Annotated in this window: 18 protein-coding genes; 13 read left to right on the top strand and 5 right to left on the bottom strand. The window is 65.2% G+C overall.

Annotated features, from left to right (window positions below):
* Positions 1-76 precede the first annotated feature (76 nt).
* The 9 genes from msrB to QW863_RS19080 all read left to right on the top strand — a co-directional run bounded on the left by msrB (position 77) and on the right by QW863_RS19080 (position 13,655).
* Entirely contained in the window at positions 77-580 is a 504-nt protein-coding gene (msrB, locus tag QW863_RS19120; RefSeq protein ID WP_315753155.1) for a peptide-methionine (R)-S-oxide reductase MsrB, read from the top strand.
* Between the two features lie 295 nt (positions 581-875).
* Positions 876-2,678 carry a flagellar hook-basal body complex protein gene (locus QW863_RS19115; protein ID WP_315712671.1) on the top strand — a complete coding sequence of 601 codons (1,803 nt, stop codon included), beginning with the start codon at positions 876-878 and terminating at the stop codon, positions 2,676-2,678.
* Positions 2,679-2,722: 44 nt separating this feature from the next.
* Complete coding sequence (flgK, locus tag QW863_RS19110; protein WP_315768216.1) at positions 2,723-4,585, top strand: flagellar hook-associated protein FlgK; 1,863 nt, start codon at positions 2,723-2,725, stop codon at positions 4,583-4,585.
* 15 nt (positions 4,586-4,600) lie between these two features.
* On the top strand, positions 4,601-6,472 hold the full coding sequence (locus QW863_RS19105) for a flagellar protein (RefSeq protein WP_315712668.1): 1,872 nt from the start codon (positions 4,601-4,603) through the stop codon (positions 6,470-6,472).
* Between the two features lie 92 nt (positions 6,473-6,564).
* A complete protein-coding gene (locus QW863_RS19100; protein ID WP_315712667.1) occupies positions 6,565-7,371 on the top strand; it encodes a hypothetical protein in 807 nt (268 codons plus the stop codon).
* A gap of 11 nt (positions 7,372-7,382) precedes the next feature.
* Positions 7,383-9,011: a hypothetical protein gene (locus tag QW863_RS19095; RefSeq protein WP_315712666.1), complete on the top strand. Its 1,629-nt coding sequence runs from the start codon at positions 7,383-7,385 to the stop codon at positions 9,009-9,011.
* A gap of 52 nt (positions 9,012-9,063) precedes the next feature.
* Complete coding sequence (locus tag QW863_RS19090) at positions 9,064-10,254, top strand: hypothetical protein (RefSeq protein WP_315713621.1); 1,191 nt, start codon at positions 9,064-9,066, stop codon at positions 10,252-10,254.
* A 68-nt stretch (positions 10,255-10,322) separates the two neighbouring features.
* Positions 10,323-11,759 carry an aspartate aminotransferase family protein gene (locus QW863_RS19085; RefSeq protein WP_315713620.1) on the top strand — a complete coding sequence of 479 codons (1,437 nt, stop codon included), beginning with the start codon at positions 10,323-10,325 and terminating at the stop codon, positions 11,757-11,759.
* A 345-nt stretch (positions 11,760-12,104) separates the two neighbouring features.
* Complete coding sequence (locus QW863_RS19080) at positions 12,105-13,655, top strand: flagellin (protein WP_315715995.1); 1,551 nt, start codon at positions 12,105-12,107, stop codon at positions 13,653-13,655.
* Between the two features lie 174 nt (positions 13,656-13,829).
* On the opposite strand, the gene flbT is transcribed toward QW863_RS19080, so the two are convergent.
* Positions 13,830-14,255, bottom strand: a complete 426-nt coding sequence (flbT, locus tag QW863_RS19075; protein WP_315715996.1) for a flagellar biosynthesis repressor FlbT — start codon at positions 14,253-14,255, stop codon at positions 13,830-13,832.
* A 388-nt stretch (positions 14,256-14,643) separates the two neighbouring features.
* On the opposite strand from flbT, the gene QW863_RS19070 reads away from it, so the two are divergent.
* The 4 genes from QW863_RS19070 to QW863_RS19055 all read left to right on the top strand — a co-directional run bounded on the left by QW863_RS19070 (position 14,644) and on the right by QW863_RS19055 (position 19,042).
* Positions 14,644-16,191 (top strand): flagellin, encoded by a 1,548-nt coding sequence (locus QW863_RS19070; RefSeq protein WP_315715997.1) that lies wholly within the window; start codon positions 14,644-14,646, stop codon positions 16,189-16,191.
* Between the two features lie 227 nt (positions 16,192-16,418).
* On the top strand, positions 16,419-17,990 hold the full coding sequence (locus QW863_RS19065; protein WP_315715998.1) for a flagellin: 1,572 nt from the start codon (positions 16,419-16,421) through the stop codon (positions 17,988-17,990).
* Between the two features lie 371 nt (positions 17,991-18,361).
* The gene (flaF, locus tag QW863_RS19060; RefSeq protein ID WP_315715999.1) at positions 18,362-18,727 is read left to right on the top strand and encodes a flagellar biosynthesis regulator FlaF; all 366 of its coding nucleotides are present in this window, start codon (positions 18,362-18,364) and stop codon (positions 18,725-18,727) included.
* A gap of 156 nt (positions 18,728-18,883) precedes the next feature.
* Positions 18,884-19,042, top strand: coding sequence for a hypothetical protein (locus tag QW863_RS19055; protein ID WP_315716000.1), 159 nt, complete (start codon positions 18,884-18,886; stop codon positions 19,040-19,042).
* A 90-nt stretch (positions 19,043-19,132) separates the two neighbouring features.
* Here the strand turns inward: QW863_RS19055 and QW863_RS19050 are convergent, their stop codons facing one another.
* From QW863_RS19050 to QW863_RS19035, 4 genes are all read right to left on the bottom strand, one after another.
* A complete protein-coding gene (locus QW863_RS19050; RefSeq protein WP_315716001.1) occupies positions 19,133-19,519 on the bottom strand; it encodes a hypothetical protein in 387 nt (128 codons plus the stop codon).
* Between the two features lie 206 nt (positions 19,520-19,725).
* Complete coding sequence (locus QW863_RS19045; protein WP_315716002.1) at positions 19,726-20,211, bottom strand: hypothetical protein; 486 nt, start codon at positions 20,209-20,211, stop codon at positions 19,726-19,728.
* Positions 20,212-20,267: 56 nt separating this feature from the next.
* A complete protein-coding gene (gene flgJ / locus QW863_RS19040; RefSeq protein ID WP_315716003.1) occupies positions 20,268-20,654 on the bottom strand; it encodes a flagellar assembly peptidoglycan hydrolase FlgJ in 387 nt (128 codons plus the stop codon).
* Positions 20,654-21,778 (bottom strand): flagellar basal body P-ring protein FlgI, encoded by a 1,125-nt coding sequence (locus QW863_RS19035; RefSeq protein WP_315716004.1) that lies wholly within the window; start codon positions 21,776-21,778, stop codon positions 20,654-20,656. The genes flgJ and QW863_RS19035 overlap by 1 nt, the downstream gene beginning before the upstream one ends.
* Between the last annotated feature and the right edge of the window lie 243 nt (positions 21,779-22,021).

The following is a 22,021-nucleotide window of genomic DNA, read 5'->3' as shown; positions in this document are numbered from 1 at the left end:
GTCGCGCCCGCGCCCGACGTAACTTCGCGGGATCCCGTCCGTAGATCCGGTAACCCATCGCCGCACGGAGACCTCCATGATCGACCGCCGCATGATGTTCACCACCGCCGCCGGACTGTTCGGCTTCGCCGCCCTGCGCTGGCTCGGCGGTTCCGCGCCGGCCCGCGCCGCCGAGAAGTTCGAGATCGAGAAGACCGAGGCCGAGTGGCGCGCGCAATTGACGCCGCAGCAATACGAGATCCTGCGCGAGGAGGGCACCGAGCGGCCCTGGACCAGCCCGCTGCTGAAGGAGCATCGCAAGGGCACCTTCGCCTGCGCCGGCTGCGACCTGCCGCTGTTCTCCTCCGACACCAAGTTCGACAGCGGCACCGGCTGGCCGAGCTTCTTCAAGCCGCTCGACAATGCCGTGGCGACCCGCCAGGACAAGACCTACGGCATGGTCCGCACCGAGGTGCATTGCCGCCGCTGCGGCGGCCATCTCGGCCACGTGTTCGACGACGGCCCCAAGCCGACCGGCCTGCGCTACTGCATGGACGGGCTCTCGCTCACGTTCCACCCGGCAAATCCGTCGTCGACCTGACAGGAATTTGCGCCCGGATATTCCGGCTCGTCCGTTCAAGGCTCGATGGGGGTCTTCAGGACGCGCCGGCAGCCGTGACGAGCGGCCGTGCCGGAGCGCGATTTGGCGCGTCCGGCCCGGCAAGAACTGCCGGCTCGGCAATTGTTCACCAGTTTTGACGCCGGTTTTTTTACGTTGTTGTTTTCCAACACGCTGATTTCACAGCATTTTCGCATCTGGCACAGCGATTGCGACAGCTCTCCACGAAACGCGGTGCGGGCCGACCCGCCACCGGCATCACAGTGGAGAGATTGGTATGGGTATCTTCGACGCGATGAACACTTCGGTGAGCGGTCTGTCCGCTCAATCATTCGCGCTGCAGAATATTTCCGGTAACATCGCGAACGCGTCGACCGTCGGCTACAAGGGAATCGGCACCAGCTTCGAAGACCTCATTCCCAACGCGACCAACCCGACGCGCCAGAATGCCGGCGGCGTCACCGCCTTCGCCAAGGCCACCATCACCACCCAGGGCACGGTCTCGACGTCCTCGGTCGCCACCAACATGGCGATCAACGGCGACGGCTTCTTCAACGTGCAAAAGGCCTCCTCGGTCGTCGATAACGTGCCGGTCTTCACCGGCGTCACCAACTACACCCGCCGCGGCGACTTCCAGCTCAACGCCAACGGCAACCTGATCAACGGCGCCGGCTATTACCTGATGGGCGTTGCGGTCGATCCGAAGACCGGCAACGCCACCGGCAACGTGCCGACCGTGCTGCAATTCGCCAACAATTTCGTGCCGGCGCAGGCGACCACCGCAATCCAGTACGCGGCCAACCTGCCGACGCAGCCGAAGACCGCCGCCAGCGGCAACGCTGCGACCGGCACGCTGGTCGCGGCCGGCGGCCTCAACTCGGCCGACCTCTCCAACGTGCCGCTGCCGGTCGGCACCAATTTCTACGCCGACTCCACCGTCACCGGCGCCACCGCCGTGAACAAGGTGCCGGCGCAGATCACGACCTCGACATTGTTGAGCGGCGCCAGCGGCGACTCGATCTCGAGCAATTTCACCACCGGCGACACCATCACCATGACCGGCAGCGCCGGCGACGTCGTCACCTTCACCTTCGTCGCCTCCGGCGCCTCGGGTACCCAGATCAATGTCGGCGACTCCGTCGGCACGCTGCTGGCGAAGATCGCGGCCGTCACCGGCGTGCAGCCGACCATCACCGCCGGCAAGATCACGCTGCATTCCGGCAGCGGCGAGGACTGGAACTTGAGCAGTGCCTCCCCGGGTTTCACCGCGCTCGGCCTCACGTCACCCGTGGCACTGACGCGCACGGCGAGTCCCGGCACCGGCATCGTGATCGGCAACGATCTCACCAACTTCAACAACGAGACGATCTCGGGCGGCGCGGTCACGGCCTACAACTCGTCGGGCACGCCGGTGAACGTGCAGCTGCGCTGGGGCAAGGTCGACAGCTCGACGCTCGGCACGGGCCACAAGGACACCTGGAACCTGTTCTACCAGACCAACTCCAGCGCCACTGGCTCGACCGTGGCCTGGCAGAACGTCGGCACCAATTTCACGTTCGCCTCCGACGGCTCGCTGGTGTCGCCGACGACCTCCAACATCTCCATTCCCAACGTCGTTGTCGACGGCACCACGCTCGGCACCGTCAGCCTCAACATCTCCTCGGGCGCGCTGACGCAATATGCGAGCACGATCGGCTCGGCGACGATCAACCAGATCAATCAGAACGGCTTCGCCGCCGGCCAGCTGCAGTCGGTCGCCGTCAACAACAGCGGCGTCGTCACCGGCACCTTCTCCAACGGCCAGACCATCAACCTGGCGCAGGTCACGCTGTCGCATTTCAACGGCACCAACTACCTGAAGGCGCTCGACGGCGGCGCCTACGAGGCGACCGACCAGTCCGGCCAGGCCATCATCGGCGCGACCGGCAAGATCTCGGGCGGCTCGCTGGAAGGCTCCAACACCGACATCGCCGACGAGTTCACCAAGCTGATCGTGACCCAGCAGGCCTATTCGGCCAACACCAAGGTGATCACGACGGCCAATTCGATGGTGCAGGATCTTCTGAACGTGCTGCGCTGATCGCGCTGAGACGTGGCAGTTGAATTGACATAAGGCTACCGAACATGGGTTTGAGTTCTGCCCTCGCCACCGCGATGTCCGGCCTGCGCTCGACGCAGGCCGCGCTCTCGATCATCTCATCGAACGTCGCCAACGCGAACACGCCCGGCTACGTCGCGCAGAACCCGAACCAGATCGAGGTCGCCAGCGGCGGCTTCGGCTCGACGGTGACGACGACGGGCGTCAACCGTCAGCTCGACTTGTTCGTCCAGAACCAGCTCCGCACCGAGACCTCGGGTGGGACCTATGCCAATCAGATGGCCAACATACTGAGCCAGCTGCAGACCGTGTACGGTACGCCCGGCGGCAGCGGCACGCTCGAGACGGCGCTGAACAATTTCACCACGGCGCTGCAGTCGCTGTCGAACAATCCGAGCAACCAGTCGGCGCAGTCGGTGGCGCTGTCGGCGGCGCAGGGCGTGGCGCTGCAGCTCAACGCGACCACCAAGGGCATCCAGACCCTGCGCACCAATGTCGAGCAGGACATCGGCAATTCGGTCACGCAGGCCAACGCGGCGATCAAGCAGATCGCGACGCTCAACACGCAGCTGCAGGGCCTCGACAGCTCCGACCCGCTGGCGGCGACCCTGCAGGACCAGCGCGACAACGCGATCAACACGCTTGCCAAATATGTCGACATCCGCGTCGTGTCCGACCCGACCAACGGCACGAGCATATTCACCAATTCGGGCATCCAGCTGGTCGGCGCGGGCCTCAGCTCCGAGTTCACCTTCTCGTCGCCGGGGACGCTCGACGCCACCTCGCTCTACAACCGCGATCCGACCAAGACCGGCGTCGGGCAGCTCAACATCAAGCTGTCGAACGGCGTGTCGCTCGACGTCGTGTCGAACAATCTCCTGAACTCGGGTCAGATCGCGGCCGACCTCAAGCTGCGCGACCAGACCCTGGTGCAGGCGCAGACCCAGGTCGACCAGCTCGCGGCGACGATGGCCTCGGCGCTGTCCGACAAGACCACGGCGGGTACCGCGGTGGCGGGACCTCCGGCCGGCTTCGACGTCTCGACCAGCGGGCTGCTGGCGGGCAACACCATCAACCTGACCTACACGGATTCGAGCAACGTCCAGCGCCAGGTCAAGATCGTCAACGTCAACGATCCCGCGGCGCTGCCGCTGAAGAACGCCTCCGGCGCCAACCCGTCCTATGTCGGCGTCGACTTCTCGCTCGGCATGGCCTCGGTGGTGTCGCAGCTCAACAGCGCGCTCGGTGGCGCGCATCTGCAGTTTTCCAATCCCTCCGGCACCACGCTGCGGATCACCGATGACGGCACCAGCCAGGCGGCGGTCAAGGCGGCCTCGGCCACCACCACGGTGCAGACGCTCGCCAGCGGCAACGCCCAACTGCCGGTTTTCACTGACGGCGGCGCGCTCTACACCGGCGCAATCACCTCGACCGGCTCGCAGATGACGGGGCTCGCGGGAAGGCTCAACGTCAACCCGGCATTGCTGAACGATCCGACCAAGCTGTCGACCTACTCGACCTCGCCGCAGACCGCGGCCGGCGACGCGACGCGACCGGACTTCCTGTTCGCGCAGCTCACCTCGGCGACCTTCAGCTACTCGCCAACCACCGGCCTCGGCTCGGCGGCGCAGCCATTCCAGGGCACGGTGTCCGGCTATCTGCAGCAGTTCGTCAGCCAGCAGGGCAGTGCCTCGACGCTGGCGACCCAGCTCAGCCAGGGCCAGGCCGTCGTGGTCAGCACGCTGAAGGAGAAGTTCCAGGGCACGGCGGGGGTCAACATGGACAGCGAGATGTCCAACCTGATCCAGGTCCAGAACACCTATGCGGCCAACGCCCATATCATGTCGGTCGTGCAAAGCATGATGCAGAGCCTGCTCCAGGCATTTTAGTGAGGCGCGTGTAAGATGTCGATCAGCAGTGTCAACTACGGAAATTCTCTGCTCGGCCTGTCCGTGCGGAACATCTCGAACCAGCTCGCGGACCTTTCCACGCAGCTCTCGAGCGGCGTCAAGGCGAACAACTACGCCGGCATGGGCCCCGACGAGGGCTTCGCGATCGCGGCGCGGGCGCAGCTCTCGAACATCTCGGCCTTCACGCTGACGATGACCCACGTCAATACCGTGATCGGCGCGGTCAATACCTCGCTGCAGTCGCTGTCCAAGATTCATGACCAGGTCCAGAGTGGCGCCTCGGCGACGCCGCAGAACCTGACCAGCACCGGCCAGACCACGGGACAATTGACGGCGCTGTCCAACCTGTCGGCCATCACCGGCATCCTCAACACCCAGGTCGGCGATCGCTACATCTTCTCCGGCAGCGCCACCGACCGGCCGGCGATCGCATCGGCCGACGACATCCTGAACGGCACCACGACGCAGGCCGGCCTGAAGCAGGTCATCGCCGAGCGGCAGCAGGCCGATCTCGGGCTCAACGGTCTCGGGCGTCTGAACCTGTCGGCGTCGGCCACGATGCCGATCACGCTGGCGGAGGACGTCGCCGGCTCGCCGTTCGGCTTCAAGCTGAGCGGCGTCACCTCGTCGCTGACCAATGCCACGGTGACCGGACCGTCCGGCTCGCCCGCGGGCATCTCGGTCGATCTCACCGCCGGCAATCCGAATGCGGGCGACCAGATCAGCTTCACCTTCAAGCTGCCCGACGGCACCTCGGAATCGATCAAGCTGACGGCGTCCACCACGACGCCGGCGCCGACCAATACGTTCGCCATCGGTGCGACGCCAGCGGCCACCTCCGCCAATCTCAATGCGGCGCTCAACACGGCGCTGTCGACGCTGGCCAACACCTCGCTGACCGCCGCCTCGGCGGTCGTCGCCGGTGACAACTTCTTCAACACGGCGAGCTCCGTGTCGGGAACGGTGGTCAACAACAAGCTCGCAACGCCGGCGCCGATCACGGGAGCGACGCTGCTGTCGGGCGGGGCGGGCTCCGACTCGATCGCGACCAGCTTTGCGACCGGCGACACCATCACGGTCAATGGGCAGACGCTGACCTTCGTCGCCTCCGGCGCCAACGGCAACAACCAGATCAATGTCGGCGACAGCGTGCAGACGCTGCTGTCGAAGATCGATACGCTCAGCGGCACGTCGACGCCGTCGACGGTCAGCGGCGGCGTGATCACCTTGCGCACCAACGACGCCGCCGGCTTCTCGGTGTCGAGCTCGAACGCGGGTGCGTTCGGGGCGCTCGGCTTCTCCGGCACCGTGACGGCGCCGACGCCGCCGTTGCGCGTCTCCGGCTCGCCGCTGGGGTTGGCGACCAGCCTCGTCAACGGTTCGGCCAACACCGTCGCCTGGTACACCGGCAACAGCGGTCCCGGCTCGGCGCGGTCGAGCGCGACCATCCGGATCGACACGGCGCAGAGCATTCAGTTCGGCGCCCAGGGCAACGAGTTCGCGATCCGTAACCTCGTGCAGCAGACCGCGGTCTATGCCGCCGTCAACACGCCGCCAGCGGGAGCAAATGCTCCGCAGCAGATCGGTGCGCTCAGCCAGCGCATCGCCGCCAACCTGACGCCGCAGCTCGGCCAGCAGGCGATCTCGGATATCCAGACCGAGTTCGCCAACGCCCAGACCACGATGAAGGACGCCACGGCGCGCCAGACCCAGGCCAAGGCGGCGATGCAGTCCATGGTCGACCAGACCGAGGGCATCTCGCAGCAGGAGGTGGCGAGCCAGATCCTGCAGCTGCAGACCAACCTCCAGGCGTCCTACCAGACGACGGCGATGCTGGCCCAGCTGACGCTGGTGAAATATCTGTAGCGCCCCGGGGGCGGCGGTTAGGTTTTCGTTAACCACGTCTCTTTAGCTTTTGTTCAGATCTGGGGCGAGAGCCTCTTTGTCTGGAGGCGGACGTGAGTGACGGAACCGACGAGCGCATTCATCTGGTGGTCGCGACACCATGCTTCGGCGGCCAGGTGTCGAGCATCTATGCGAGCTCGATCTTCGCCCTGCAGCGCGAGTTGCGCGCCGCGTCCAACGTCGACCTCACCGTCCACATGCGCGACGGCGATGCGCTGATCACCCGTGCCAGGGCCAATCTCGTCACCCTGTTCCTCAACGATCCCTCGGCTACGCATCTGCTCTTCGTCGATGCCGACATCGGCTTCACGCCGAAGCAGGTGTTCCGGCTGATCGCGTCCGGCGGCGACATGGTCGCCGGCGTCTATCCGGTCAAGAAGGTCAACTGGAACAAGGCGCGCCGCGCCATCAATTCCAACCGCATGGACGTGCCGGCGGCATCGCTCGACTACGTGCTGGAGATCGACAATCCGGACCACGTTGCGGTGGTCAACGGCTTCACCCGCGTGCGCTATGCCGGCACCGGCTTCCTGATGGTCCGCCGCCGCGTCATCGAGACGATGATCGCGCATCCGGCCTACGCCCCGCTGCAGTTCTTCCGCGAGCATTCGCAGGATGCGCTGGCCGGCAGTCCGAACCGCTTCGCGCTGTTCGAATGCATGATCGACCCGGCGACCGGGACCTATCTCAGCGAGGATTTCGCGTTCTGCAGGCGATGGACCGATCTCGGCGGCGAGATCTGGGCCGATCTCGACAGCCGGCTCGATCACGTCGGTCCGTCCGTGTTTCACGGCAATGTCGCCTCGCAATTCGCGTCGGCGGTGGCGGTTCCCACCGCCGCCGCGGCCGACGCAGCCTGACGATCCGCGCGATGACCCCGGCGGTAACCCGGTCGCAGATATCCCAGTCATCCCGGATCGACCGGCGCGAGCAGGGCGCCGCGACCGGACTGCGCGATCTCTTTGCCTTGCTCGGCGATCTCCTGATCGATGGCGGCGATACCCGCCTGGCGCTCGATCGCCCCTGGGGCCGCAACGTCTATGGCTGCGGTCCGTCGCCCGAACCCGATGTGCTGTGCTTCGCATCGAGCACGGCTTCGCCGATTTCAGAACGCGCCTATGCGCGCGTCGAGCTGGCGCGCGAGCAGCTGATGCATGCGGCGATCTCGCTCGGCCTCGACGCCGCGCTCGACCGGCGCACCGAGGAGATGCGCTGCGAATTGCGCGGATATCTCGGCCTTGCCGACGAGATCGACATCGTGTTCTCGCCGTCCGGCACCGACTCGCAACTGCATGCGCTGGCGCTGGTGCGGGCGGTGCTGGGCGAGGCCGTCACGAGCATCGTCGTCGGCAGCGACCAGACCGGAAGCGGCACCGCCGCGAGCGCCCGGGGACACCATTTCAGCACGCGGACGGCGAACGGTCTGGCGGTGCGGACGAACACGCCGATCGAGGGGCTCTCGGGCGACGCCGTGTCGCTGCCGCTGCTCGAAGGCGCATCGATGCAGCCGCGCGTTGCTATCGATGCCGAGGTGCTCGACAGCGTCGAGGCGCTGGTGCGAAGGGGCCGTGGCGTCCTGCTGCAGGTCATGGATTCCTCCAAGCTCGGCTGGCGCGCGCCGGACATGGCCTGCCTGGACGAGGTGGCGCGGCGCTGGCCGGGGCGCGTGCAGGTTGTCGTCGATGCCTGCCAGATGCGGCTCGGCGCGGCGCGGCTGCGCGATCATCTCGAACGCGGCCATCTGGTGCTCGTCACGGGCTCGAAGTTCTTCGGCGGCCCCGCCTTCAGCGGCGCGCTGCTGGTGCCCGCGGCCGCATCGGCTGCGCTGCGCCGCGGACATCCGATCGCGCCCGGCCTGTTCGACTATGTCAATCGCAGCGATTGGCCGCTCGCCTGGACGGATCTGCGCGCGCGCACGGCGCCGCGCGCCAATATCGGCCAGTGGCTGCGCTGGGAGGCCGCGCTGGAGGAGATCGCCGCGTATCACGCCGTGCCCGAGACGTTCCGCCGGATGGCGATCCGGCAGCTCGGCGAGTCCATCGAAAGCCTGCTGATGCTGTCGCCGGTGCTGCGTCCGATCGCCGCCCGCGCGCCTGCGCCGGATGGGAGCGATGGCGAGTTCGGCTTTCCCACCATCTTCCCGTTCGCGCTCCAGCGTGACGGCGGCCCGCTCGGCCTCGGTGAGACGCAGGCGGTGTATCGCGCGCTGCAGCGCGATCTCGGCAGCCGCTTCACTGGACGCGCAGCCGAGATTGCCGCGCGCCAGTGCCTGATCGGCCAGCCGGTGCGGATTGAACGCGCGGGCGAGGCGCCGTCGGCCGCGCTGCGGCTGTGCATCGGCGCGCGCCAGGTGACAGACGCATGGTGCGACGACGTCACCGCGGCCCGGGTCAATCTCGAATCCGACATCGACCGCGTCGCCGACATCGTTGCCAAAACAGAGCTGCTCGTATCGGATCTGAGCAGCCAGGATCTCAGGGACATCTGCAATGCCGACTGATTTGCTCGCGCTGGCCGACGCCACCGACGCAGGATGTGCCGACCGGATCGGCATGGCCAAGCTCGCCAAGGCCGCCTTCGACGGCCAGGACCTGAAACCGATGTGGGCCGCCTTGCTCGCCAAGCTGCTCGACGGCCGCGCGGAGCCGGGCGAGGGGCTCGATCTCGCGCTGATCGCGCAGCTCATCGGCGAGAAATCGTCCGGGCTCGCGATCCAGCACGACGTTCTGCAGTCGCAGCAGCTCTACCGCGTTGCCTGCAACAGCGCGACGCCGCGGCTGCGCGTGCTCGCGCTCGCGGCGGCCACCGACATGGGCAGCAACACGCCGATCGAATTCCTGCTCGAGGACACCGACTTCGAGCTGCTGCTGCTCTATGTCGTTCCGGGCGCGGACCTGCTGGCGCCTTTGCCCGCTCATGACGTCGCCATCGTCATCGCGTCCGATTCCGAGGATTGTCAGCACGCGCTGCGCGAGATCGATGCCGTCGCGGCGCGCTGGCCGCGTCCGCTGCTGAATCCGCCGGAGCGGATCTGGCATCTCGATCGCGACAAGCTGCATGCGCGGCTCGCCGGCATCGACGGGCTCACCATTCCGGCGACCATTCCCGTCGACCGCGAGCGCCTGATCGGGATCGCCGACGAGCGCGAATGGATCACGGACGTCGACCACTCGCTCGTCTTCCCGGTCATCGTGCGGCCGCGCGGTTCGCATGCCGGCGTCGGCCTGGAGAAGGTCGACGAGCCGCTCGAGCTGTCGCTCTATCTCGACGAGCGCAGCGAGCAGGAGTTCTTCGTCTCGCGCTTCGTCGACTATGCCAGCGAGGACGGTCAGTTCCGCAAGTACCGCATCGTGTTCGTCGACGGCACGGCCTACGCCTGCCACATGGCGATCGCGCGACGCTGGGACATCTGGTACCTCAACGCCAACATGGCCGGCAGCGAGAGCAAGCGCCTCGAAGAGGCGACCTTCATGCAGACCTTCGACATCGGCTTCGGCCGCCGTCATCGCAGCGTGCTCGATGCGATCGCCGCGCGCGTCGGTCTCGACTATTTCATCATCGACTGCGCCGAGACCAGGGACGGCACGCTGCTGGTGTTCGAGGCCGACAATACGGCCGTCGTCCACAACATGGATTCGCCGGAGGTCTTCCCCTACAAGCCGCCGCAGATGCAGAAGATCTTCGCGGCCTTCGCGGCCATGATCGAGAAGCGCGCCACGTCGCGGGCGGAGCAGGCGGCGTGACCGTCGGGCTGCGCATCGATCCTGCGTCGCGGACGGCGGAGACGCTCGATCCGCAACATTGGGACGAGATGCGCGCGCTCGGTCATCGCATGCTCGATGACATGATCGACTATGTCGCCGATATCCGCGACCGGCCGGTGTGGCAGCCGATGTCGCCGGCGACACGGCAGAGCTTCCGCAGCGCGCTGCCGCATGCGCCGACCGATCTCGCCGAGGTCTATCGCGATTTCAGCGAGCTCGTCGTTCCCTACGCGACCGGCAACGTGCATCCTGGATTCATGGGCTGGGTGCATGGCGGCGGCACCGTGGTCGGCATGCTCGCCGAGATGCTGGCTGCCGGATTGAACGCCAATCTCGGCGGCCGCGACCACGCGCCGATCGAGGTCGAGCGGCAGGTCGTCGACTGGACGCGTCAGTTGTTCGGCTTTCCGGCAAGCGCCAGCGGCATCTTCGTCACCGGCACCTCGATGGCCAATCTGATGGCGGTGCTGGTCGCTCGCCGCAACGCGCTCGGCGCGGCGGTTCGCTCGGCGGGTCTCGGTGAGGAGGGGCGGCGCTTGCGCGCCTACACGTCGAAGGCGGCGCATGGCTGCATCGCCAAGGCGATGGACATCTGCGGACTGGGCAGCGACGCGCTCGGCTGCATCGCGGTGGATGCCGCACATCGCATCGACGTCGGCGAGCTGCGGACCGCGATCGCGCGCGATCGCGCCGCGGGACTGCATCCGTTTCTCGTCGTCGCCTCGGCGGGCACCGTCGATATCGGCGCCATCGACGACCTCGCTGATATTGCCGAGCTCTGCCGTGCCGAGGGGCTCTGGTTTCACGTCGACGGCGCCTTCGGTGCGCTCGCGATGCTGTCAGCGGAGCTCGCACCGAAGCTCGCCGGCATCGAGCAGGCGGATTCGATTGCGCTGGATTTTCACAAATGGGGGCAGGTGCCCTATGATGCGGGCTTCCTGCTGGTGCGCGATGGCACCAAGCATCGCGACGCCTTCGCCTCGCCGGCCGCCTATCTGCGCCGGGAAACCCGTGGTCTCGCGGCGGGTGCCGAGTGGCCCTGCGATCTCGGTCCTGATCTGTCGCGCGGCTTCCGGGCGCTGAAGACATGGTTCACGCTGAGGACGTTCGGCACGGATGCGCTCGGCGCCGTGATCGCGCGAAGCTGCGAGCTCGCGCGCCATCTCGAGGCGCGGGTGCGCGCCGAGCCCGAGCTCGAGCTGCTGGCGCCGGTCAATCTCAACATCGTCTGCTTCCGCTATCGTGCCGACGATGCCGATGCGCTCAACGGCGAGATCGTCGCCGACATCCACGAATCCGGCCTCGCCGCGCCGTCGACCACGATGCTCGACGGACGGCTGGCGATCCGTGCCGCGATCGTCAATCATCGTACCGGGACGAGCGACATCGGCCGGCTGATTGCGGCGGTCCTCATGTTCGGCCGCCAGCGCGCGGCCGGTCTCACGCCGTTGATCGAGGTCGATGCGCCGCCGCTGGCGCTCTGAGCGCAAACCGCATCTCGGCGTCGTCCGCTGGTCGATGACGACCGCCGGCAGAATGTCGCCGCGCGTCGAAACCTTTCCAAAGGTGGTTGACGCGTTGTGAACGACGGGCGCGTTTGTTGAATCAACGAGCCTTTTCAAAGGGCGTTCTTGCGCGATGACGCGGCAATCAGCAGCGCCGATGCGCCTGTTCCGCTGATTGAGGCGGCTGCGCACCACAACCCTTCAGCGTTTGTTAGCCACTGCCATTCACCGTGACGCCCGTCGTCCGGGGTCGTTCAAATCGACCTGGGCTGCACCCTGATCTCGAAGGGATCGGGGTTTATTTCACACCAGAAGGGTATGAAAATGTCAGGTATAGTCCTCTCGGCGTCGGTGCGCCAGAATCTGCTGTCGCTTCAGTCGACAGCTCAGCTCCTCGCCACCACCCAGAACAATCTCTCCACGGGCAAGAAGGTCAACTCGGCGCTCGACAATCCGACCAACTTCTTCACCGCCCAGGGTCTCGACAACCGCGCTTCCGACATCTCCAATCTGCTCGACGGCATCGGCAACGGCGTGCAGGTGCTGCAGGCCGCCAACACCGGCATCACCTCGCTGCAGAAGCTCGTCGACAGCGCCAAGTCGATCGCCAACCAGGTGCTGCAGAGCGCGGTGGGCTACTCCACCAAGTCGAGCGTGACCTCGGCGGCTCTGACCGGTGCGACCGCCACCGACCTGCTCGGCTCCAGCTCGACGGCTGTGACCGGCTCGGTCGTGAACAACGACAATACCTCGAGCGCGGTGGCGATCACCGGTTCGACCAAGCTGTCGGGCACGGCGGGCACCGCGTCGAACAACCTCGCCTCCGGCATCACCTCCGGTGAGACGCTGGTCGTCAACGGCACCACCTTCACCTTCATCACCGGCACGTCCTCGACGGGCACCAACATCGGCATCGGCGACAGCGTCAGCAACCTGCTGTCGGCGATCCAGACCCAGACCGGCGTGACCGCGTCGATCACCGCGGGTGCGATCACCCTGACGCCGCCGGCGGCGGGATTGACGCTCTCGGGCAGCACCGGCACCTTGGGCAAGCTCGGGCTGACTGCTGTCGGCGACGGCTTGTCAGGTCAGACCTTGACGGTCGGCGCCACAGGAGGTGGCACGGCGACAAGCATCACGTTCGGTCTAGGGACAGGACAGGTCAAGTCGCTGAACGATCTCAACGCGAAGCTCGCAGCCAACAACCTGCAGGCCTCGATCGATTCGTCGACCGGCAAGATCACCCTCAGCACGACCAACGACGCGGCGTCGGCCACGATCGGCGCGATCGGCGGTACGTCGGCTGCATCTAGCCAGGCCTTCAACGGTCTGACGGCGGCGGCTCCGGTGGCGGATGTGACCGCGCAGACGCAGCGCGCGAGCCTGGTCTCGCAGTACAACAACGTGCTGGCGCAGATCAATACGACTGCGAGCGATGCGTCGTTCAACGGTGTCAACCTGCTGAACGGCGATACGCTGAAGCTGACCTTCAACGAAAACGGCAAGTCGACGCTGTCGATCACCGGCGTGACCTTCAACTCCGCGGGGCTCGGGCTGACGACCCTGACCTCGGGCACCGACTTCCTCGACAACAACTCGGCGAACAAGGTCATCGGCGTGCTCACCACTGCCAGCTCCACGCTGCGCAACGAGGCCTCGACGCTGGGTTCGAACCTGTCGGTGGTGCAGGTTCGTCAGGACTTCAACAAGAACCTGATCAACGTGCTGCAGACCGGCTCGTCGAATCTGACGCTGGCCGACACCAACGAGGAAGCGGCCAACAGCCAGGCGCTGTCGACCCGCCAGTCGATCGCGGTGTCCGCGCTGTCGCTCGCCAACCAGTCGCAGGCGAGCGTGCTGCAGCTGCTGCGCTGATCCACAAGCATCGCATCTCGACGATCAAGGCGGCGGGGGAAACCCCGCCGCTTTTTTATCGGAGGAAAGGTCCGACATTGCTGCGGCGTAGCTTGGCGAGCGCGCAAAAATCGGAAAGCCCGGCCTCGCGACTGGCGAGCCGGGCCTTTCGATGTCGGGTGAGGAGACGAAAGCTCAGGCCGCCGAGCTCACCGGCTTGTCCTGCTGTTCGGCTTCAGCCTGCTCGATCAGCTTCTTCTCGTAGGCGACGAGCTTCTTGGCTTCCTTCAGCGCCTGGTAGAGATCGCCGTTGAGGATATGACCGTTGATCGCCTCGATAATCGGCCAGGCGCTCGGCACCGTGGTGATGATGTCGCGCAGCAGGTTGAAATAGGTGCCGTGATCCGCGTCTGCCCCCGGCGAGATGTACATCAGCTGGACCGCAAGATAGACGAGCTTGGCCGGCGTGTCGGCCGTCTCCGGCGTCAGGATGTCCTTCTCGCGCAGGATCGGAATGTTCTCGCCGTCGATCAGGAGGCGCGCGCGCTGATCGGTGTTGGTGATCACGCAGGAGCCGATGATGATGCGCTCATGCGGCTTCAGTTCGACTTTCAGGGCCATTCTCATTCTCCGTTGCCGCAATCGGCGTGGCGCCGAACCTGCTGCGTCGAGGCCGATGACGGGTCCAGCTGCCAGTCTAGATCGCGCGGGGAGTCTGCGCGCTCGATCGGTCGGTGCGCAGCAATCCTTTCCGATCATGGTTAACGGACGGTAAACGGCCGCGCCCGCCTGGCGAATATGCGGTGTTTTCAAGGTGATCCGCGGCGAATCGCCGATGCGCGGCCGTGCCGATGCCACGCATCGGGGACCGCGAGCGGTCGTGACTTCACTGTTTGTTAGCCGCTCGCATTTACCTTAACGCCCGTCGCCCGGTGGTGCAGTCACCGACGGGCTTCGCCTTGATCCTGAATGGATCGGGCCGTTTGTTTCACACCAGAAGGGTATGAAAATGTCAGGTATTGTTCTCTCGGCGTCGGTGCGTCAGAATCTGCTCTCGCTTCAGTCGACGGCTCAGCTCCTCGCCACCACCCAGAACAATCTCTCCACGGGCAAGAAGGTCAACTCGGCGCTCGACAATCCGACCAACTTCTTCACCGCCCAGGGTCTCGACAACCGCGCTTCCGACATCTCCAATCTGCTCGACGGTATCGGCAACGGCGTGCAGGTGCTGCAGGCCGCCAACACCGGCATCACCTCGTTGCAGAAGCTCGTCGACAGCGCCAAGTCGATCGCCAACCAGGTGCTGCAGAGCTCCGTGGGCTACTCGACCAAGTCCAGCGTGACCTCGGCGGCTCTGACCGGGGCGACCGCCACCGACCTGCTCGGCTCCAGCTCGACGGCTGTGACCGGCTCGGTCGTGAACAACGACAATACCTCGAGCGCGGTGGCGATCACCGGTTCGACCAAGCTGTCGGGCACGGCGGGCACCGCGTCGAACAACCTCGCCTCCGGCATCACCTCCGGTGAGACGCTGGTCGTCAACGGCACCACCTTCACCTTCATCACCGGCACGTCCTCGACGGGCACCAACATCGGCATCGGCGACAGCGTCAGCAACCTGCTGTCGGCGATCCAGACCCAGACCGGCGTGACCGCGTCGATCACCGCGGGTGCGATCACCCTGACGCCGCCGGCGGCGGGATTGACGCTCTCGGGCAGCACCGGCACCTTGGGCAAGCTCGGGCTGACTGCTGTCGGCGACGGCTTGTCAGGTCAGACCTTGACGATCGGCGCCACAGGAGGTGGCACGGCGACGAGTGTCACGTTCGGTCTAGGGACAGGGCAGGTCAAGTCGCTGAACGATCTCAACACCAAGCTCGCGGCGAACAACCTGCAAGCCTCGATCGATACCACCGGCAAGATCTCGATCACCACGACCAACGACGCGGCTTCGGCCACGATAGGTGCGATCGGCGGTACGTCGGCTGCATCCAGCCAGGCCTTCAACGGTCTGACGGCGGCGGCGCCGGTGGCGGATGCGACCGCGCAGACGCAGCGCGCGAGCCTGGTCTCGCAGTACAACAACGTGCTGGCGCAGATCAACACGACCGCGGCCGACGCCTCGTTCAACGGTGTCAACCTGCTGAACGGCGATACGCTGAAGCTGACCTTCAACGAGAACGGCAAGTCGACGCTCTCGATCACCGGTGTGACCTTCAACACTGGCGGTCTTGGCCTGTCGAACCTCACCTCGGGCACCGACTTCCTCGACAACAACTCGGCGAACAAGGTGATCACCCTGTTGAACTCGGCGAGCTCGACGCTGCGGTCGGAAGCCTCCACGCTGGGTTCGAACCTGTCGGTGGTGCAGATCCGTCAGGACTTCAACAAGAACCTGATCAACGTGCTGCAGACCGGCTCGTCGAACCTGACGCTGGCCGACACCAACGAGGAAGCGGCCAACAGCCAGGCGCTGTCGACCCGCCAGTCGATCGCGGTGTCCGCGCTGTCGCTCGCCAACCAGTCGCAGGCGAGCGTGCTGCAGCTGCTGCGCTGATCCACAAGCATCGCATCTCGACGACCAGGGCGGCGGGGGAAACCCCGCCGCTTTTTTTCGCCTGGTTTGGCCGTCCGGCCCGTATCAATACTGGTCTGGAACCGGACGCGAGTGGAGCCAAGGATCGCAACCAGTCGTTAAGCAAGAAATTTAAAGTGCCATTAACCATGTTTTAAAAGTGGGTGGACTAGAACCCCCTGGTGAATAACTAGGAAGGTTTCACACACATGTCCGGTATCGTTCTCTCGGCTTCGGTTCGCCAAAACCTGCTGGCGCTGCAAAACACCGCATCGCTGCTGGCCACGACTCAAAACAACCTGGCCACCGGCAACAAGGTCAACACGGCGCTCGATAACCCCACCGAATTCTTCACCTCGCAATCGCTCAACAACCGCGCGAGCGACATTGCGAATCTGCTCGACAGCATCGGCAACGGTGTCCAGGTTCTCCAGGCTGCGAATACCGGTCTCACCTCACTTCAGAAGCTTGTCGACAGCGCCAAATCGATCGCAAGCCAAGTGCTTCAGGCGCCGACGGGATACACTACCAAGTCGAGCGTGACCTCCGCGGTCATCTCAGGGGCGACGGCGAACAACCTGCTCGGCAGCTCCTCAAACAATTTCGTGACCGGCAGCACGGTCAACAACGACAACCTCAGCTCGGCCGTTGCAATCACCGGATCCACCAGGCTGTCGGGTACGGCGAGCTCGACCTCGAACGACCTGGCGAGCAGCGTCACCACCGGCGATACGCTCGTGGTCAACGGTGTCGTGTTCACCTTCGTGGCCGGCTCGGTCTCGGCCGGTACCAATATCGGCGTCGGCGACACCGTCAGCAACCTCTTGGCTGCCATCGATTCGGTGACCGGAGCCACCGCAACGCCGTCCACGGTGGCAGCGGGCAAGATCCAGCTGGCGACAGGCACGGCGCAGGATCTGACAGTATCGGGCACGGCCCTGGCCAAGCTCGGATTGACCGCCGGCACGACCACACGAAATCCGCCAGCCTTGACAGGACAGACGTTGACAATTGCCTCGACAGGGGGCGGCGTCGCAACGAACATAACGTTCGGCACAGGTGCTTCGCAGATCTCGACGCTGGCACAGCTCAATACGGCGCTCGCGGCCAACAACCTGCAGGCCAGCCTGAGCACGACGGGCCAGCTTACGATCCTCACCACCAACGAAGCGGCATCGTCGACGATCGGCGCGGTCGCCGGCTCTTCGACCGCGGCCAGCATGGCCTTCAACGGCGTGACGGCCTCGACCCCGGTGGCCGACACCAACTCTCAGACGACGCGTGCCGGCCTGATCGCGCAGTACAACAACGTCCTGGCGCAGATCAACACCACGGCGCAAGACGCCTCGTTCAACGGCATCAACCTGCTCAACGGCGACACGCTCAAGTTGGTGTTCAACGAGACCGGACGGTCCACGCTGAACATCACCGGCGTGACCTTCAACAGCACCGGTCTCGGCCTGTCGGCGCTGGTGGTCGGAAGCGACTTCCTCGACAGCAACTCGGCCAACAAGGTGCTCACGACCTTGAACAGTGCATCGACCGCGATCCGCTCTGAAGCGTCGTCGCTCGGTTCGAACCTCTCGATCGTGCAGATCCGTCAGGACTTCAACAAGAACCTGATCAACGTGCTGCAGACCGGCTCGTCGAACTTGACCTTGGCCGACACCAACGAGGAGGCGGCCAACAGCCAGGCGCTGTCGACGCGCCAGTCGATCGCGGTCTCCGCGCTCGCGCTGGCCAATCAGTCGCAGGCGAGCGTGCTGCAGCTGCTGCGCTGACGCGCGAACGTACCGGAATAATATCTCATCGAAGCGGCGGGCCATGCCCGCCGCTTCTGCGTTAGGCTATGCCGAGCGTGCCGGCACTGGTCTCCGTTCGATGTCGGGGCAGTGAGTCAGCTCTGTGAGAACGCCGTTGTTCGTGTAGTTCGCGCCGCTCGGGCGGGATGAACAACGTACGAGCTTCGTCCGGACATTTTGAATCACCGCGTTCGCAAGAAATTAAGAGGTGCACCAAACAAAGCGATTTCCGGTGCTCCGTGACGCTACGAAACAAATTCCGCTAACGGCCGCTAACCATATTTTAAAGGCACACAAAGTACAAAACCTGAGCAGTTTGGTCGTGTCCCTGCGTCAGTCCGGAGTAGTTGATGTCATATGCCGCTCAAGCCTATGCCCGCACGTCGCAGACGACGGCATCACCACGGGAGATCGAAGCTCAGGCTCTGTTGAAAGCGGCACGGCAGCTGCAGGAAGTCCAGGCCAATTGGAACGGCCCTGATCGCAACATGTACAAGGCTCTGCTCTTCAATCGTCGCTTGTGGACGATCTTCATGAGCGCGATGGAGGCGGACGACAATCCGAATCCGCTCGACATCCGCCAGAACATCGCAAATATCGGCGTGTTCGTGATGAAGCAGACGATCGAGATGCAGATGGACCCGGATCCGGCGAAGCTCAAGTCGCTGATCGACATCAACTGCCACATCGCCGCGGGGTTGTCCGGGCGGAGCTGACCGTCGGGGGCAGGGCGGGAGGCGCGTCGTCGTGACCGATATCGCCAGCATCCTGTCTGCGTCCTACAAGTCGAACCTGCGCAGTACGGCGCGAAGCAACAGCAGATACGTGGCCGTCTATCCGACGCTCTATATCGGGCGGCTGGAGCGGAAGACATGCCAACGGGAAGTCGTTCCCGGTCTCATGCGTTCAGGATCGGCGATTCGAAGTTCACGCCGGCCGGCAACGGCAAGGCCCAGATCAAGAACGTGGTCACCGACGCCGCCTCGGGCCAGACCTATCTCGACACCGCCTACGCGATACGGAGCCGTTGATCCGCCAAAGCTGCGCGGCTCGATACGGCAACGCCGCCCGGTGGGGCGGCGTGCGGGCGGCGGAATGAAGCGGCCCGGTTCCGCGGGGGCTCAGGCAGTGCGATCGGTCGCCACGACGCGCGGCACGTCGGCCCTCTGCATATCCTTCTGCAGGTCGAGCGTGTTGAAGTAGGCCCGGCGGCGCAGCACGGCCTCATCTGGATATTGGGTCACGACCTGGTCGGTCTTGCGGTTGACCACCTGGAACACCAGAGCGGCAGCGGCGCGATCGTAATAGGCTTGGCGTGACACGGACAGATCGTTTGCGATGTTGACCGGGATGTCGTTGCGCACGGGGACGCCGGGCTCGGCCGCGGTCACGGTCTGGCTGGGAGGAAGGTCCGTCGGAACAGCGCTCACCACCGCCTGGCTCGACGGCGGAATTATCGGAACGGACGCAGGCGTCCCTACCGGTCTTACGCTGAAATCGGAACTCATGGCAGCCTCCTCATGGCCATCGAGTCAATTCCCAACCCATCCCGCTTGCAACTATGCCGATGACCAATCAACGTTATGTTAGGAAATAGGATGAACACCGCGTTGTGATTCGCGCCGGCCTTTTAAGCTTATCCGAGCGTTAAACGGCGGCGGCCGCGCGGCCCTCGAGGCGGCGCGGCGATGCAGATGGGGGCTGGCGGTGAGGCTCAGAGCGTCCGGCTGACGGCGAGCGGGGTGAGGTGTCGCGCGCCCGGGGCGGCGCGGCGGCCGCCGGCGGTATAGGTGCTGGGGATGTTCTTGCGCTGAACCTCGGCATTGACGCCGCGCACGATCTTTTCCGAGATCGCGTGCGCCGTCGCCAGCACGGTCAGGTTCACCTGCAGCATGGCGCGAAAGGTGTCGTGGTGACGATGCAGGGTGGCGAGCAGCTCCGGCGCGGTCTGCTTCATGAAATTCTGGCTCGCCTTGAGGCGGCCCACGGTCGTGACGTAGTGGCGGGACAGCTCGGTCTTCTTGGGGCCGAACGCCATGCCTTCGCGCAGCTTGCCGGCGCGGACCAGTTCGGTCTCCTGCTCGATGACCGCGATCAGCTCGCTCATGACGCTCACCATCTCGTCGGCGAGCGCGCGTGCCTCTGCGGCGCTGGTGGCGGCCGTGTAGGTCGTCTTCTTCGCTTGTCCCTGTGCGGTCATTTCATAACTCCCTTCGGCGTGAGCGTTTGCCGCCCACGCGCTCGTCACGCGAACATCTACGCTTTGCCGTTGGCGCCGGAGCTGCTGCCGGCCTGTTGCAGGATGAGAGTGCGGAAGACGTCGTTTGAGATGCCGACGCCGCCGGCCTTGGCGAAGTTCTTGGAATATTGCTCCGTCAGCATCGAGCGCCAGACGCCGGTGCCCGGCGTGTCGCCGAACGGACCTTCGCCCTTCACGCCGCTGGTCATCTGCGAGAACATGCTGTTGAGGAACATGGCTTCGAAGTCGGTTGCCGTCGCCTTGGCCCTGGCCTGTGCCTTGGGCGAGACCTTGGTCAGAGCCGCCGCGAGATCGAGATCGGTGCGCGGCGCGGTGACGGCCGCGGCCGTCGGCATGCTGAGAGCGACGCGGCCATGATAGGAGTCGATGAAGGACGTCGCCATCACATCACCTCGATGTCGGCTTCGATCGCGCCGGCCGCCTTGATGGCCTGCAGGATGCTGATCAGGTCGCGGGGGCCGATGCCGAGGCCGTTGAGGCCGTCGACCAGTTGCTGCAATGACACGCCGTCCCTGACGACCGCGAACTTCTTGCCTTCCTCGGTGACGCCGACGCTGGTGCGCGGCGTGACCACGGTGCGGCCGCGCGACAGCGGATTGGGCTGGCTGACCTGCGGACTTTCGGAGATCGTGACGGTGAGGTTGCCCTGGGCCACGGCGACGGTCGCCACACGCACGTCGCGACCCATCACGATGATGCCGGAGCGCTCGTCGATGACGATCTTGGCGGCGAGATCCGGGTCGACCTGCAACTGCTCGATCTCGGTCAGCAAGGCGACGACGTTGCCCTTGAACTCCGGCGGGATGCTCAGCTGCACCGTCGACGGATCGATCGGCTCGGCAGTCTTGACGCCGAGGAAATCATTGACCGCGGCCGCGATGCGCTTGGCGGTGGTGAAGTCGGCGTTGCGCAGCGCAAGCCGCACGTTCGGCAGCCGGTTCAGCGCGAACTCGATCTCGCGCTCGATGATGGCGCCGTTGGCGATGCGGCCGACCGTCGGCACGCCGCGCACGATCTTGGCGGCCTCGCCCTCGGCCTGGAAACCGGAGATCGCGAGCGAGCCCTGCGCCACCGCATAGACGTTGCCGTCGGCGCCGAGCAGCGGGGTGACGAGCAGGGTGCCGCCCTGCAGGTTCTTGGCGTCGCCGAGCGCGGAGACCGTCACGTCCATGCGCGTGCCTTGCGTGGCGAATGGCGGCAGGTTTCCGGTGACCATGACAGCGGCGACGTTGCCGGTGCGGATGGTGGCGCCGCGGATGTTGACGCCCATGCGCTCGAGCATCGCCTGCAGCGACTGCTTGGTGAACGGGATGTTGTTCAGCGTATCGCCGGTGCCGTTGAGGCCGACCACGAGGCCGTAGCCGATCAGCTGGTTCTGGCGCACGCCCTCGATATTGGCGAGATCCTTGATCCGCGAGGTCGCATTCGCAGACATAATGGTAGATGCCAGCGCCAGCACCGCGGCGCAGGCGACCTGAAACAGGCGCGTAGTTCGGACGCGTCGCATCCTATGCTCCCCTCGAACTCTTCAAGTGATCACTCGGCCACTCCCATGACCGCATGATCGGCATTAACTATGCGAGGGCCGTGCCACAGCGATGCTCCGGGCTAACTCATTGAAAGAGTGTGAAATCGACTCGAAGCTTTGTCGCGGTCCAGGGTTACTCCGGGGGAACGAAGCTGCCGCCCCGGCAGAATTTGCCGGGCCGTTTACGCACCGTTAACCACGGCGGAGCCAATCTCCCGCTCG

Origin of the sequence: Bradyrhizobium sp. SZCCHNR1017, assembly GCF_032381375.1 — a bacterium.
In the GTDB taxonomy this organism is placed as follows: Bacteria; Pseudomonadota; Alphaproteobacteria; order Rhizobiales; family Xanthobacteraceae; genus Bradyrhizobium.
This window is presented reverse-complemented; position numbering and strand designations above follow the sequence as displayed.

Excerpts from the sequence above, each read along its gene's own strand:
- flgJ (WP_315716003.1), bottom strand. The coding sequence starts at position 20,654 with ATGGCGACGTCCTTCATCGACTCCTATCATGGCCGCGTCGCTCTCAGC.
- QW863_RS19080 (WP_315715995.1), top strand. The coding sequence starts at position 12,105 with ATGTCAGGTATAGTCCTCTCGGCGTCGGTGCGCCAGAATCTGCTGTCG.
- flgK (WP_315768216.1), top strand. The coding sequence starts at position 2,723 with ATGGGTTTGAGTTCTGCCCTCGCCACCGCGATGTCCGGCCTGCGCTCG.
- QW863_RS19035 (WP_315716004.1), bottom strand. The coding sequence starts at position 21,778 with ATGCGACGCGTCCGAACTACGCGCCTGTTTCAGGTCGCCTGCGCCGCG.
- msrB (WP_315753155.1), top strand. The coding sequence starts at position 77 with ATGATCGACCGCCGCATGATGTTCACCACCGCCGCCGGACTGTTCGGC.
- flaF (WP_315715999.1), top strand. The coding sequence starts at position 18,362 with ATGTCATATGCCGCTCAAGCCTATGCCCGCACGTCGCAGACGACGGCA.
- QW863_RS19070 (WP_315715997.1), top strand. The coding sequence starts at position 14,644 with ATGTCAGGTATTGTTCTCTCGGCGTCGGTGCGTCAGAATCTGCTCTCG.
- QW863_RS19055 (WP_315716000.1), top strand. The coding sequence starts at position 18,884 with ATGCCAACGGGAAGTCGTTCCCGGTCTCATGCGTTCAGGATCGGCGAT.
- QW863_RS19105 (WP_315712668.1), top strand. The coding sequence starts at position 4,601 with ATGTCGATCAGCAGTGTCAACTACGGAAATTCTCTGCTCGGCCTGTCC.
- QW863_RS19090 (WP_315713621.1), top strand. The coding sequence starts at position 9,064 with ATGGCCAAGCTCGCCAAGGCCGCCTTCGACGGCCAGGACCTGAAACCG.
- QW863_RS19065 (WP_315715998.1), top strand. The coding sequence starts at position 16,419 with ATGTCCGGTATCGTTCTCTCGGCTTCGGTTCGCCAAAACCTGCTGGCG.
- QW863_RS19050 (WP_315716001.1), bottom strand. The coding sequence starts at position 19,519 with ATGAGTTCCGATTTCAGCGTAAGACCGGTAGGGACGCCTGCGTCCGTT.
- QW863_RS19045 (WP_315716002.1), bottom strand. The coding sequence starts at position 20,211 with ATGACCGCACAGGGACAAGCGAAGAAGACGACCTACACGGCCGCCACC.
- QW863_RS19095 (WP_315712666.1), top strand. The coding sequence starts at position 7,383 with ATGACCCCGGCGGTAACCCGGTCGCAGATATCCCAGTCATCCCGGATC.
- QW863_RS19085 (WP_315713620.1), top strand. The coding sequence starts at position 10,323 with ATGCGCGCGCTCGGTCATCGCATGCTCGATGACATGATCGACTATGTC.
- flbT (WP_315715996.1), bottom strand. The coding sequence starts at position 14,255 with ATGGCCCTGAAAGTCGAACTGAAGCCGCATGAGCGCATCATCATCGGC.
- QW863_RS19115 (WP_315712671.1), top strand. The coding sequence starts at position 876 with ATGGGTATCTTCGACGCGATGAACACTTCGGTGAGCGGTCTGTCCGCT.